The 13,503-nt window shown below is 65.1% G+C and carries 15 protein-coding genes; all 15 read right to left on the reverse strand.

Annotated features, from left to right (window positions below):
* The 15 genes from JN531_RS02970 to JN531_RS03040 all read right to left on the reverse strand — a co-directional run bounded on the left by JN531_RS02970 (nt 1) and on the right by JN531_RS03040 (nt 13,457).
* The gene (locus tag JN531_RS02970; protein WP_228347369.1) at nt 1-915 is read right to left on the reverse strand and encodes a mechanosensitive ion channel family protein; all 915 of its coding nucleotides are present in this window, start codon (nt 913-915) and stop codon (nt 1-3) included.
* Entirely contained in the window at nt 915-2,306 is a 1,392-nt protein-coding gene (gene glmU / locus JN531_RS02975; RefSeq protein ID WP_228347370.1) for a bifunctional UDP-N-acetylglucosamine diphosphorylase/glucosamine-1-phosphate N-acetyltransferase GlmU, read from the reverse strand. The genes JN531_RS02970 and glmU overlap by 1 nt, the downstream gene beginning before the upstream one ends.
* Before the next feature lie 77 nt (nt 2,307-2,383).
* Nucleotides 2,384-2,803: a F0F1 ATP synthase subunit epsilon gene (locus JN531_RS02980; RefSeq protein ID WP_366522410.1), complete on the reverse strand. Its 420-nt coding sequence runs from the start codon at nt 2,801-2,803 to the stop codon at nt 2,384-2,386.
* A 45-nt stretch (nt 2,804-2,848) separates the two neighbouring features.
* A complete protein-coding gene (gene atpD / locus JN531_RS02985; RefSeq protein WP_228347372.1) occupies nt 2,849-4,249 on the reverse strand; it encodes a F0F1 ATP synthase subunit beta in 1,401 nt (466 codons plus the stop codon).
* A gap of 51 nt (nt 4,250-4,300) precedes the next feature.
* Nucleotides 4,301-5,161, reverse strand: coding sequence for a F0F1 ATP synthase subunit gamma (atpG, locus tag JN531_RS02990; RefSeq protein ID WP_228347373.1), 861 nt, complete (start codon nt 5,159-5,161; stop codon nt 4,301-4,303).
* An 88-nt stretch (nt 5,162-5,249) separates the two neighbouring features.
* Entirely contained in the window at nt 5,250-6,791 is a 1,542-nt protein-coding gene (atpA, locus tag JN531_RS02995) for a F0F1 ATP synthase subunit alpha (RefSeq protein ID WP_228347374.1), read from the reverse strand.
* A gap of 45 nt (nt 6,792-6,836) precedes the next feature.
* Nucleotides 6,837-7,373, reverse strand: a complete 537-nt coding sequence (locus JN531_RS03000; protein ID WP_228347375.1) for a F0F1 ATP synthase subunit delta — start codon at nt 7,371-7,373, stop codon at nt 6,837-6,839.
* 8 nt (nt 7,374-7,381) lie between these two features.
* The gene (locus tag JN531_RS03005; protein ID WP_228347376.1) at nt 7,382-7,855 is read right to left on the reverse strand and encodes a F0F1 ATP synthase subunit B; all 474 of its coding nucleotides are present in this window, start codon (nt 7,853-7,855) and stop codon (nt 7,382-7,384) included.
* A 53-nt stretch (nt 7,856-7,908) separates the two neighbouring features.
* Nucleotides 7,909-8,175 (reverse strand): F0F1 ATP synthase subunit C, encoded by a 267-nt coding sequence (gene atpE, locus JN531_RS03010; RefSeq protein ID WP_228347377.1) that lies wholly within the window; start codon nt 8,173-8,175, stop codon nt 7,909-7,911.
* 64 nt (nt 8,176-8,239) lie between these two features.
* The gene (gene atpB / locus JN531_RS03015) at nt 8,240-9,070 is read right to left on the reverse strand and encodes a F0F1 ATP synthase subunit A (RefSeq protein WP_228347378.1); all 831 of its coding nucleotides are present in this window, start codon (nt 9,068-9,070) and stop codon (nt 8,240-8,242) included.
* A 13-nt stretch (nt 9,071-9,083) separates the two neighbouring features.
* Nucleotides 9,084-9,428: an ATP synthase subunit I gene (locus tag JN531_RS03020; protein ID WP_228347379.1), complete on the reverse strand. Its 345-nt coding sequence runs from the start codon at nt 9,426-9,428 to the stop codon at nt 9,084-9,086.
* A 194-nt stretch (nt 9,429-9,622) separates the two neighbouring features.
* The gene (locus JN531_RS03025) at nt 9,623-10,483 is read right to left on the reverse strand and encodes a ParB/RepB/Spo0J family partition protein (RefSeq protein WP_228347380.1); all 861 of its coding nucleotides are present in this window, start codon (nt 10,481-10,483) and stop codon (nt 9,623-9,625) included.
* A complete protein-coding gene (locus JN531_RS03030; RefSeq protein ID WP_228347381.1) occupies nt 10,480-11,268 on the reverse strand; it encodes a ParA family protein in 789 nt (262 codons plus the stop codon). Before JN531_RS03030 ends, JN531_RS03025 begins: the two co-directional genes overlap by 4 nt.
* Complete coding sequence (gene rsmG / locus JN531_RS03035) at nt 11,265-11,921, reverse strand: 16S rRNA (guanine(527)-N(7))-methyltransferase RsmG (RefSeq protein ID WP_228347382.1); 657 nt, start codon at nt 11,919-11,921, stop codon at nt 11,265-11,267. The genes JN531_RS03030 and rsmG overlap by 4 nt, the downstream gene beginning before the upstream one ends.
* Nucleotides 11,922-11,927: 6 nt before the next feature.
* Nucleotides 11,928-13,457 carry a helicase HerA-like domain-containing protein gene (locus tag JN531_RS03040; protein ID WP_228347383.1) on the reverse strand — a complete coding sequence of 510 codons (1,530 nt, stop codon included), beginning with the start codon at nt 13,455-13,457 and terminating at the stop codon, nt 11,928-11,930.
* Nucleotides 13,458-13,503 lie beyond the last annotated feature (46 nt).

Genomic DNA, 13,503 nt, shown 5'->3' on the forward strand with positions numbered 1-13,503 from the left:
TTATCCCGGTGAGGTGGGGGGATGGAGTTGAACCGCGATGGGTCCGTCCGGCAGCCGAAGCCGGTTGGTCACGCTGGCGCGCGATACGCCTGCCGCATCCAGCGCGTCCGCAATGGCAGCCAGGTAGCCTGCGCGAGCGGCGGCCGGGCGCTCGATACCGCCTCGGCCGACCCAGACCACCAGCTCGCACGCCAGGTAATCACTGTGAAGCTCGGTGATCCACAGTTCGGGCTCATTGCGAGGGTCCGGCAGCGTTTCGGGCACCTGACTGGCGGCCGCCAGCGTGGCGATGCGCAAGGCCTCGCGATCGGTATCAGGCGCAACCTGAAACGGTACATGGAGCCGCCGCCGCGCAGTCTGCAGGGTCCAATGGGTCACCTGCCGCAGCACCAGTTCACTGTTGGGCACCATGACCTCGCCACCATCGACCGACTGAATGCGGGTATGCCGCAGCCCGATCTCTCGCAAGGTGCCGGCGACGCCGGACTCCAGCGTCACCACATCACCGATACGCAGCGCCTTCTCTCCCAGCAGGAAGAAACCACCGATGAGGTTGTTGAACAGCCCCTGCATGCCCAGACCGATGCCGATGCCGATGGCGCCGGTGAGCAGGGCAATGGCCGACAGGTCGACACCAATGACATGCAGCGCCAAGAGGGTGCCGACCACCCAGAGCAAGTACCGGGTCACCCGTGACAGCGTGTAGAACGTCGACCGGTTGAGCCCCGGGCGGCGGGCCGCCACGCGCAGCAGACCGCGCTCCACCTGCGCTGCAAACCAGGCCACTGCGAACAGCATCACCAAGCCCACCAGCAACCGCAACGGGGTGACCGGGTTGTTCCCCAGGGAAAACAACGGCACGTCGGCGAGGCCACTGAAACCCTCGAACGCCCCCTGCATCCAGCCGGTTGCCATCAGCGGTCCTTCTTGGTGGGGCGCTGCCAGCCGGGCAGGCTGATCTGTTTGCCGCGGGCCACGGTCAGCTGGCCATCGGGGGCGTCCTTGGTGATCACCGAGCCGGCGCCGATCGTGGCCTGCTCGCCCACGGACACCGGCGCCACCAACGATGAGTTGGAACCGATGAAAGCGCCGTCGCCAATTGTGGTCGCATGCTTGTTGATGCCGTCATAGTTGCAGGTGATGGTGCCAGCCCCGATGTTGACCCCCTGTCCCAATGTCGCATCGCCAACGTAGCTGAGATGGTTGATCTTGCTGCCGGCGCCAACATCCGTTTTCTTGGTTTCGACGAAGTTGCCGATACGGGCGCCCTCCGCCAGCCGGGTGCCCGGCCGCAATCGCGCAAACGGCCCGATGTGAACCGCTGCGCCAGCAGTGACGCCTTCCAGGACAGAATGTGCCGCCACTTCAGCGCCCGCGCCCAGGCTGACGTCGCGCAGCAGGCAATACGGCCCGATACGCACGCCGTCCGCCAGTGTCACCGTTCCCTCGAACACACAGCCGATGTCGATCTCGACATCACGTCCGGTCGACAGGGTGCCCCGTAGATCAAACCGCGCCGGGTCCGCCAGCGCCACACCCGCCCGCATCAACGCGACGGCCTGGCGTCGCTGGTACACCCGTTCGGCCCGCGCCAGTTGCAGGCGATCATTGACGCCTTCCACTTCGTCGGCATCGGTGGCCACCACGGCGGTTACCGGTATGCCGTCCGCAACTGCGAACCCGACAACGTCTGTGAGGTAGTACTCGCCCTTGCGGTTGTTGTTGTCGATGCGTGTAAGCCAGGGCTTGAAAAGTCGGGCCGGTGCGGCGATGAGGCCGGTATTGATCTCGGTGATCTGCCGCTGCGCCGGGCTGGCGTCCTTGTCTTCGATGATGGCGCGGATCGCCCCATCCTCGGTCCGCACGACGCGTCCATATCCGCCGGGATCGTCCAGCCGCACAGTCACCAGCGCCAAACCGTCTGCGGCCGCCGTCGCCAGCGCCTGCAGGGTTTCGGGGCGGATCAACGGCACGTCGCCGTAGGCCACCAACAGACAGGCATCGTCCGGGATATCCGGTGCGGCCTGTGCCACGGCATGACCGGTGCCAAGCTGTTCGGCCTGATGGATCCAGCGCGGCATCGCATCGCCACGGTAGTGTGTTTTGACCCACGACTGGACCGCCTCTGCGCCATGACCGTGCACGACGTGCACGACGGCGGCGCCAACGGCCTGCCCGGCGTCGAGGACATGGCCGAGCATCGGCTTTCCCCCCACCCGGTGAAGTACCTTGGGAAGGACAGAGTTCATCCGGGTGCCCTGGCCGGCGGCAAGGATGACGAGGTGCAACGGAAGCGCAGAGGTCATGGGGGGCAAGTGTACGGCCCGGAGGCAGACATGAAAAAGGCCGGGCAAGCCCGGCCTTGGTCAGACACCGTGGGCGATCAACGGGTCTTCTTGAGGTTCTGCACAAAGTGCAGGCGCGCCGCAGCTTCAACCAACTCGGCCTGCGCACGTGCAACGTCTATGTCGCTGGCAGCATTCGACAGCGCATCCTCGGCGGCCTGCTTGGCTGCCGCAGCGGCAGCCTCATCGGCATCCTTGGCCCGCAGCGCCGTATCGGCCATCACCGTCACCCGCTTCGGCTGCACTTCCAGCAAGCCCCCTCCGACAAAGAAGGGCAACTCTTCGCCGGAGGTCGTCTTGACACGCACCGCCCCCGGCTTGAGCCGTGTCAGCAACGGCGCGTGTCCGGGCGTGATGCCGACCTCGCCCATCTCTGCCGGGGCAAACACCATGGTGGCGCTGCCGGCATGGATGTGGCCTTCCGCGGACACAATTTCAATCTGCAGTTCGGACATCAGCTTTCTCGGTCAGGATCGGGGCACAGGGCGCAATCGGCACGCCGATTACATCTTCTGCGCCTTCTCCAAAGCCTCGTCAATGGTGCCGACCATGTAGAACGCCTGCTCGGGCAGGTGATCGAAGTCGCCATCGACGATGCCGCGGAAGCCACGAATGGTTTCCTTCAGCGACACGTACTTGCCGGGCGCACCGGTGAACACTTCGGCGACATGGAACGGCTGGGAGAGGAAGCGCTGGATCTTGCGGGCCCGCGCCACCACCTGCTTGTCGTCCTCGGACAGCTCGTCCATCCCGAGGATGGCGATGATGTCCTTCAGTTCCTTGTAGCGCTGCAACACGCCCTGCACATCGCGCGCCACCTGGTAGTGCTCGTCGCCGATCACGTTGGGGTCGAGCTGGCGGCTGGTGGAATCCAGCGGATCCACGGCCGGGTAGATACCCAGCGCGGCGATGTCACGCGACAGCACCACGGTGGCGTCCAAGTGGGCGAAGGTGGTGGCGGGGCTGGGGTCGGTCAAGTCATCCGCCGGCACGTAAACGGCCTGGATGGAGGTGATCGAGCCGGTCTTGGTGGAGGTGATGCGTTCCTGCAACACGCCCATTTCCTCCGCCAGGGTCGGCTGGTAACCCACCGCCGACGGCATACGGCCGAGCAGCGCCGACACTTCGGTACCGGCCAGGGTGTAGCGGTAGATGTTGTCGACGAACAGCAGCACGTCACGGCCTTCGTCACGGAAGAACTCGGCCATGGTCAGGCCCGACAGTGCCACACGCAGACGGTTGCCCGGCGGCTCGTTCATCTGGCCGTAGACCATCGCCACTTTCGATTCGGGCAGGTTCTCGAGGTTGATGACCCCGGCTTCCGACATTTCGTGATAGAAGTCGTTGCCTTCACGGGTACGCTCACCGACGCCCGCGAACACCGACAGACCGGAGTGCTCCTTGGCGATGTTGTTGATGAGCTCGAGCATGTTCACGGTCTTGCCGACGCCGGCACCGCCGAACAGACCGACCTTGCCGCCCTTGGCGAACGGGCACAGCAGGTCGATCACCTTGATGCCGGTTTCCAGCAGGTCGGTGGAGCCGGACTGATCTTCATACGACGGGGCGTCGCGGTGAATCGACCAACGCTCCTCGCTCTCGACCGGGCCACGCTCGTCCTCGGGGTCGCCCAGCACGTTCATGATGCGGCCAAGGGTCGCCTTGCCCACCGGCACCGAGATCGGCGCGCCGGTGTTGCTCACCGAGAGACCGCGCTTGAGGCCGTCGCTGACGCCCATGGCAATGCCGCGCACGACGCCATCGCCCAGCTGCTGCTGGACTTCCAGGGTCAGGCCGGAGGCACCTTCCACCTTCAGCGCGTCATAGATGTTCGGCACCGCGTCGCGCGGAAACTCGACGTCAACCACGGCGCCGATGATTTGAACGATCTTTCCAGTACTCATCTTTCTGTTCACTCTCTTACGTGAGGGGTGAGGCCACTCGCCTCACAGGTTTCATACCGCCGCGGCACCGCCGACGATTTCCGCCAGTTCCTTGGTGATGTTGGCCTGACGCGCCTTGTTGTAGGCCAGCTGCAGGTCGTCGATGATCTGCCCGGCGTTCTCGGTCGCCGCCTTCATCGCCACCATGCGCGCCGCCATTTCGCAGGCGGTGTTCTCGATCACCGCCTGATACACCTGCGATTCGAGGTAGCGCTGCAGCACCGTGTCAATCAGCGATTCCGCACTGGGCTCGTACAGATAGTCCCAGCTGTCCAGCAAATCGTCGCTTTCCACCTTGGCCACCGGCAACAGCTGCTGCACGCGTGGCTGCTGGGTCATGGTGTTGACGAAGTTCGACGACACCAGCTCCACGCGGTCCACTTCACCATTGAGGTAAGCATCGGTCAGCACCTTGATGGTGCCGAGCAGCGCTTCCAGGTGCGGCCGGTCGCCCAACTGGGTCACCTGTGCCATCACCTTGCCGCCGACCCGCTTGAAGAACGACACCGCCTTGGCGCCCACCACGGCGAACTGTGCTTCAACACCTTGGTCCTGCCAGCCTTTTAGGTCCCGCACCGTGGCGCGGAAGGTGTTGATGTTGAGGCCACCGCAGAGGCCGCGATCGGTCGAGACCACCAGGTACGCCACCCGCTTCACCGGCCGTTCGGTCAGGAAAGGATGACGAAACTCGGTATTGGCCGCTGCCAGGTGCCCCAGGGTGCGTCGAACTTTCTCGGCATAGGGCCGCGCCTGCGCCATGCGATCCTGCGCTTTGCGCATTTTCGACATGGCGACTTTTTCCATCGCGCGCGTGATCTTCTGCGTGTTCTTCACGCTTTTGATCTTGCCGCGGATTTCCTTTGCGCCTGCCATTTATTTCTCGTGACTGGTGACTGGTGACTGGTGATTCGTGGCGGTGACCGGTGACCCGCTGCCTCGCGTGTCGCCGGTCACCATCGAATCAGATCGCGCTTTGCTTGACGTAGGCATCCATCGCCGCCTTCAGGCTGGCTTCGATGTCGCCATTCCAATCGCCCTTCTCGTTGATCTGATCGACCAGCGCCTTGTGGCTGCCGAGCAGGAACTGGTGCAGACCGGACTCCCACGCCTGGATGTCGTCAACCGCGACGCTGTCGAGGTAGCCCTTCTCGATGGCGTACAGCGACGCACCCATCAGCGCGACCGAGAGCGGCGCGTACTGCTTCTGCTTCATCAGCTCGGTGGCGCGCTGGCCACGCTCAAGCTGCTTGCGGGTGGCTTCGTCGAGGTCGGACGCGAACTGGGCGAAGGCCGCGAGTTCACGGTACTGCGCCAGCGCCAGGCGGACACCGCCGCCGAGCTTCTTGACGATCTTGGTCTGCGCGGCACCGCCGACGCGGGACACCGAGATACCGGCGTTCATGGCTGGGCGAATGCCGGCGTTGAACAGGTCGGTTTCGAGGAAGATCTGGCCGTCGGTGATCGAGATCACGTTGGTCGGCACGAACGCCGACACGTCACCGGCCTGGGTCTCGATGATCGGCAGCGCCGTCAACGAACCGGTCTTGCCCTTGACCTTGCCGCCGGTGTGCTTCTCGACGTAGTCGGCGTTCACGCGCGCAGCGCGCTCCAGCAGGCGGGAGTGCAAATAGAACACGTCGCCCGGGTAGGCTTCACGGCCCGGCGGACGCTTCAGCAACAGCGACACCTGACGGTAGGCCACGGCCTGCTTGGACAAATCGTCGTAGATGATCAGCGCGTCTTCGCCGTTGTCACGGAAGTACTCGCCCATCGAGCAACCCGAATAGGGCGCGATGAACTGCAGCGCCGGCGACTCGGAGGCACTGGCGGCAACCACCGTGGTGTAGGCCATGGCGCCGTGCTCTTCGAGCTTGCGCACGACGCCGGCAATCGAGCTGTTCTTCTGGCCGATGGCGACGTAGACGCACTTCACGCCGGAGTGCTTCTGATTGATGATGGTGTCGATCGCCATCGCGGTCTTGCCGGTCTGGCGGTCACCGATGATCAGCTCGCGCTGACCGCGGCCGACCGGCACCATGGCGTCCACCGCCTTGTAGCCGGTCTGCACCGGCTGGTCGACCGACTTGCGCCAGATCACGCCCGGCGCGACCTTCTCGATCGGGCTCGATTCGGTGGAATCCACCGGACCCTTGCCGTCGATGGGCTGGCCGAGCGCGTTGACCACGCGACCGAGCAGACCCGGGCCGACCGGCACTTCCAGAATGCGGCCGGTGGTCTTGACCGTGTCGCCTTCCGTGAGGTGCTTGTAGTCACCCAGCACCACCGCGCCCACCGAGTCACGCTCGAGGTTCAGCGCGAGGCCGAAGGTGTTGCCGGGAAACTCCAGCATTTCGCCCTGGAGAGCATCAGACAGACCGTGGATGCGGACGATACCGTCCTGCAGGGACACGATGGTGCCGGTGTTGCGCGCCTCGGAAGCCGATTCAAAATTTTGAATCCGGCTCTTGATGAGGTCGCTGATTTCGGAAGGATTCAGCTGCATGTTCGTCTCTACTCGTTCAGCGCGCGGCAGGCGCGCCACATTGACTTATTGGGCCAGCATCGTCTGCAAGCGGGCGAGATCGCCCTTCGCAGACCCATCGATCACCAGGTCACCCGCGCGGATCACCGCCCCGGCGATCAGCTCCGGATCAATTTCCCACTGCACCTTGACCTGTCGGGACAGCCGTTCGCCGATGGCCTTGGCCAGCGACGCCTGCTGGGCATCCGGTACCGCCACCGCCGAGGTGATCTCGACCTCCACGGTGCGCTCCGCGTCAGCACGCAGCGCCTCGAACTCCTCGGCAATCTGCGGTGCAGCCGACAAACGGCCGTTGTCCACCAGCAACCGGACCAGATTCTGCCCGGCCGACCCCTGCGCCCCGGCCAGCCCCTGGCTCACCGCATCGGCCAACGCCGAACGGGTGACCTTGGGATGGCTCAGCAACGGCGCCACACCGGGGTCCGACACCACCGTGGCCAGGGTGGCCAGCAGCGCCGACCAACCGGCATAGTCATTGCCGCTGCGGGCGAGCTCGAAAACTGCCTTGGCGTATGGACGTGCAACCTGACTGAGCTGGGCCATGGTGCGCCTTACACCCGGCTCGCAAGGCCGTCGAGCACTTCGGCATGCGCCTTGGCATCGATCTCGCGCTTGAGAATCTGCTGCGCGCCCAATACGGCGAGCGCGGCCACCTGCTGACGCAGCGCATCCCGCGCATGCGCCGTCTGGCGTTCGACCTCGGCATGGCCGTTGGCGACGATACGGTCCTGCTCGGCCTGGGCATCCGCCTTGGCCTTCTCCAGCAGCTGGGCTGCCTGACGGCTGGCGTTGGCGATGATGTCCTGAGCCTGGCCACGAGCGGCCTTGAGCTCTTCCTCCGACTTGGAGGACGCGTCTGCGAGCGCAGCCTTGGCCTTGTCCGCCGCGGCAAGGCCGTCGGCGATCTTGGCTTCGCGCTCCTGCATCGCCTTCATGATCGGCGGCCAGACGTATTTCATCGTGAACAACACGAAGATCAGAAATACGATCATCTGGCCAACGACGGAGGGAATGCTGATACCCATCGAAAACTCCGCTTAGAACCGGTAAAGCGCGCCGAACAGGTTCGGCGCTCTGATCAGCCCTGGAGGGCGGCGAGGAACGGGTTCGCGAACATCATCAGCAGGCCCATGGCCACACCGATAATCGCGACCGCGTCGAGCAGACCGGCGACGATGAACATCTTGGTCTGCAGGTTGTTGGCGAGTTCCGGCTGGCGGGCGACGCCTTCCAGCAGCTTGCCGCCGAGCAGGCCGAAGCCGATGGCCGTGCCGAGCGCGGCGAGGCCGAAGATGAGACCGACCGTGAGGGCCGTGTTGGCCTGGATCTGGGCAATGAGTTCCATCGAAGTGCTCCGTGTGTTGACTTGAAAAATAGGTGGGTGGGTGGAACGAAAACGGTGCTGCCGATCAGTGATGCTCGTTCGCCATCCCGAGATAGACGATCGTCAGCGTCATGAAAATGAAGGCCTGCAGGGTGATGACCAGAATGTGGAACACCGCCCAGGCGAACCCGGCAACCAGTTGACCGGCGAACAAGCCGATGCTCATCACGTTGAAGCCGGACCAGGCCATGCCGAGCAGCGCGATCAGAATGAAGATCAACTCGCCGGCGTAGAGGTTGCCGAACAGTCGCAGCGCCAGCGACAGCGGTTTGGCCAGCAGTTCGACCGTGTTGATGATCAGGTTGGCCGGGATCAGCAGCGGATTGCTGCCGAACGGGTGTGTCAAATATTCCTTGGCGAAGCCGATCGGCCCCTTGCTCTTGAAGCTGTAGAACAGAATCAGGAAAAACACCGAGATCGACAGCGCGAAGGTGGCGCTCATGTCTGCCGACGGCACCACGCGGAGATATTCAAGGCCGAATACCTTGTTGCCAATGATCGGCAGCAGGTCCACCGGGATGAGGTCCATGAAGTTCCAGAGGAACACCCAGACGAAGATCGTGAGCGCCATCGGCGCCACGAAGCTGCGGTCACCGTGGAAACTGCCCTTGACCGAGTCGTCAACGAAGCTCACCAACACTTCGACGAAGGCCTGCAACTTGCCCGGAACGCCGCTGGTGGCGCGCACGGCCGCCATGCGGAAGAGCGTCAGCATGATGAGCCCGAGCACCGTCGAGAAGAACAGCGTGTCGAGGTGCCAGGTGTCAAAACGGACAAAGCCGGTCTCATGCGCACCTGCAGTGAGGTGCTCAAGATGGTGTGTGACGTAACCCGAGGCTGAGTTTTCCGCCGCCATTCAATCCGTCCCTTCAATCCCAGAGCAATGCAAACCAGTACACCACCAGTGCTGCCATAAAGCCCGCAATCAACGGCAGGGCATGCTCAGCAAAGCCCTGCAACGCTATCGCGAACAGCACGATGGCCAGAATCCACTTGCGAGCCTGCGCCCGCATGAACGCCCGAACCATGACATGGGGGTCGTTCGTTCCGGCGCCGAAAACACGGGCACCGGCGTAATACGTCAGGGCCGCGGCGATCATGCCGCCGATAAACGCGGCCAGACCGGGCATGGGCCCAGAGATGACACCCCAGAGTGCAGCCATCACGACGGCTATCGCTGCTTGCAGCCGTGCAATGCGGATGGCGACGTTCATCGGGTCTCCGCGTTGTTTGATGCACCGCACCAATCAACGGGAGTATAAACAATCCGTCGCATTTGAGGCAACTCCCGTCAAAAGGCCCGTAGGAGCAAGTTTTGTTGCCACCACATCGGCCGAAACCCTCATCGCAGGGGCATTTCCCTCGGCAGCAAAAATGCCGAAAGGGAAAATTCCCGCCGCGGAACTGCTCAGCCCTCGAGGACCCCCAGCAGCCGTTTCAACTGGGCGCCGTCGCGATAGCTGATGACCAGTTTGCCGCGCCCCTGGGCATTGCCCTGCAGCTTCACCGGCAACCCCAGCGCGCTCGACAGGCGCCGCTCCAGCTCGGGATCGCCGGCAGCCGCAGCCGACGCGCGCGGGGCGGCCGCGGCCGTCGCCTGCGGATCCTTGAGCAGCAGTTCGGTCTGACGCACCGACAGATGGCGCTGCACCACCAGACGCGCCAACTGCACCTGGCGCGCACCGTCCGCAGCGAGCAACACCTTGGCATGCCCGAGACTGAGCTGGCCACTGCGGACCAAGGCCTGGGTATCGGCCTCCAGATCCAGCAACCGCAGCAGGTTGCTGACGTGCGTCCGCGAGCGACCGACCGCCTGGGCGCACTGATCGTGGGTCAGGCCGCAGTCATCAATCAGTTTGCGCAGGGCCTCAGCCTCTTCCAGGGCGTTGAGGTCGGCGCGCTGGATATTCTCGACCAGCGCCACGGTCATGGCGTCCTGCTCGTCGAGTGCGCGGACGATCACCGGGATGGTCTTGAGCCCAGCCCGTTGCGCGGCCCGCCAGCGGCGCTCGCCGGCAACGATCTCGAACTGCTTGCCCTTGGCCCGCACCACCAGCGGCTGCACCACACCCTGGGTGCGGATGGAGTCAGCCAGCTGCGCCAGCGCGTCCTCATCAAAATGGCGCCGCGGCTGATGGGCACCGGCGATCAGTTGCTCGATCCCGACCTCCCGCAGCTCATCGCCGGCCGCTTCGTCGACACCGGGCGTCTGCGCGCTCGACAGCAGCGCGTCGAGGCCACGACCCAGTCCGCGTTTCTTGGTACTCATTCACTCAGTCTCAGTTGGCCGCCGTCATGGCGGCGCAGCACCTCGCCCGCCAGCGCCAGGTAGGCCTTGGCACCACTGGACGCGGCGTCATAGAGCATCACCGGCACGCCATGACTGGGCGCCTCGGCAAGGCGGACGTTACGGGGGATGACGGTACGGTAAACCTTGTCGCCGAAGTGCTGGGTCAGCTGCGCCGACACGTCGTTGGACAGGTTGTTGCGCGGGTCGAACATGGTCCGCAGCAGGCCCTCGATCTCCAGCCGCGGGTTGATCACCCGCTTGATCTTGCCCACCGTGTCCATCAGCGCGGTCAGGCCTTCCAGCGCGTAATACTCGCACTGCATCGGGATCAGCACGCCATCCGCCGCCACCAGCGCGTTGACGGTGAGCTTCGACAGCGCCGGCGGGCAATCGAGCAATACGTAGTCGAACTGGTCCGCCACTTCGGCGAGAGCGCTCTTCAGCGAGAAGTCGCCAGCGGCGACCTCCCGCAGCTTGATCTCGGCCTCGGTCATGTCGCTGTTGCCCGGCAACAGCCACAACGAGGAGGTGTCCACCTGCACGATGACATCGCGGATGTTGGCGGCTTCCAGCAGCACGTCACGGCAGGAGTGGGTGACCCCGTTCTTGTCGACGCCCACGCCCATGGTGGCGTTTCCCTGGGCATCGAGATCCACCAGCAGCACACGCCGCTTGGTGGCCGCCAGTGAGGCCGCGAGGTTGATCGAGGTGGTGGTCTTGCCCACGCCCCCTTTCTGATTGGCAACGGCGATGACGTAGCTCATGTCGGATGCGCCAGCAACAGGTGACGGGCCTCGTCGAGACCGGGCACCCGCAGACGCAACGGCTCCCTGATGGTGATATCGGCTGGCACGGCGGCCAGTTCCTCTTTTTCTAGTTTGCCCTTCATCGCCGCCCATTGACCACCGGGTGCCAGCAGATGCCGGGTCAGGGCGAAGAAGTCCGCCAGCGCCGAAAAGGCCCGGCTGGTCACCAGCGTATAGGGTTCCGGCGGCACCCAGGCTTCCACCCGGGTCTCGGCCACGGTGACCCGCGACAAGCCCAGCGTGCGCACCGCATGGCGCAGAAACCGCGCTTTCTTGCCGTTGCTGTCGAGCACCGTCACCGGCAGCTCCGGGTAGACGATGGCGAGGATCAGCCCCGGCAGACCCGGCCCACTGCCGACATCCAGCAACCGGGCGCCGGGCGCCGCCAGCGCCGGCGCCAGTACCGGCAGCAGCGACAGCGAGTCGAGCAGATGACGGTCGACCATCGCCTGCAGGTCACGCACCGCCGTCAGGTTGTAGGCGTTGTTCCAGCGTTCCAGCTCCATCAGGTAGGCCATCAACTGGTCGACCGTGGCATCCGGCAGGTCCAGTTTGAGGATGTCGATCCCGGTCGTCAGCCGGGTGCGCAGCGGGTCGGCCCAGATACTCATCGGGCGCTATCGCTTCAGCAGCGAGCCGAACAGGCCGCGCAACAACTGGCGGCCGACTTCGCGGCCCACTGCACTGCCGGCGCTGCGCACTGCCGACTGCATGGCCTTCTCCGCCATGCTCTGCGGTGCCGCCCGCCGCCGCGGCGCGGCCGAAGGCTTGCGGGAGCGGGTTCCACTGCCATAGGCCGCGGTCACCTGTGCGTTCCAGTCATCGGCGCGGGCCGCCGCTTCGGCATCGGCGGCGGCGCGGGCCTCGGCCTCCTCGGCCTTGCGGGCCAGCAACTCGTAGGCCGACTCCCGGTCCACCAGCACCTCGTAGCGGCCCGCCAGCGGGCTGCGCGACAGCACCACGCGGCGCTCCTCGTCGGTCAGCGGGCCCATCCGTGAACGCGGCGGCGCCACCTTGGCGCGCTCCACCGGGCTGGGGATCCCCTTGTCCTGCAGGGTGGAGATCAGCGCCTCGCCGACCCCCATCTCGGTGATGGCGGCCTCCACGTCCAGCCCCGGGTTGGCACGGAAGGTTTCGGCCGCCGCGCGCACGGCCTTCTGGTCACGCGGGGTAAAGGCACGCAGGCCATGCTGCACCCGGTTGCCCAACTGGCCCAGCACCGCATCCGGCAGGTCCAGCGGGTTCTGGGTGACGAAGTACACACCGACCCCCTTGGAGCGGATCAACCGCACCACCTGCTCCACCTTGTCCACCAGTGCGCGCGGCGCATCCTTGAACAGCAGATGGGCTTCATCGAAAAAGAACACCAGCCTGGGCCGGTCGAGGTCGCCCACTTCCGGCAGGCTTTCGAACAGCTCCGACAGCAGAAACAGCAGGAAGGTGGCGTAGAGCCGCGGCCGGGCGAACAGTTGGTCGGCCGCCAGCACGTTGATGATGCCGCGACCCGACAGGTCGGTGCGCATGAGGTCCGGCAGTTCCAGCGCCGGCTCGCCGAACAGCGCGGCCCCACCCTCCTGCTCCAGTTGCAGCAGGGCGCGCTGGATGGCCGCCACCGAGGCGGTGCTGACCAGACCATATTGCTGCCCGATGGCCTTGGCGTTTTCGCCGACATGGCGCAGCAGCGCGGTCAGGTCCTTGAAGTCCAGGAGTGCCAGGCCGTTGTCGTCGGCGAACTTGAAGGCCACCGCCAGCACCCCGGTCTGTGCGTCCGACAATGCCAACAGCCGCGCCAGCAGCAGCGGCCCCATTTCCGAAATGGTGGTGCGGATCGGGTGCCCCTGCTGACCGAAGACATCCCAGAACACCACCGGCTGCGGCGCCGGCGCGTAACCCGCCACCCCCAGCTCGGCGGCGCGCTCCGCCAGCTTGGGCTTGGCTTCACCCGCGGCCGCCAACCCTGACAGGTCCCCTTTCACATCCGCGCAAAACACCGGCACACCGAGCGCCGAAAAGCCCTCCGCCAGCACCTGCAATGTGACCGTCTTGCCGGTGCCGGTGGCACCCGCCACCAGGCCGTGGCGGTTGGCGTAGCGGGCAAGCAGGGTCTGGGCGGTGTCGCCCTTGCCGATCAGAACGCGGTCATTCATGCCGGAGATCCGGGAACAGGGCCGGAAATGATCGGTTGCGCCGCCG

The organism is Flagellatimonas centrodinii (genome assembly GCF_016918765.2).
In the GTDB taxonomy this organism is placed as follows: domain Bacteria; phylum Pseudomonadota; class Gammaproteobacteria; order Nevskiales; family Nevskiaceae; genus Polycyclovorans; species Polycyclovorans centrodinii.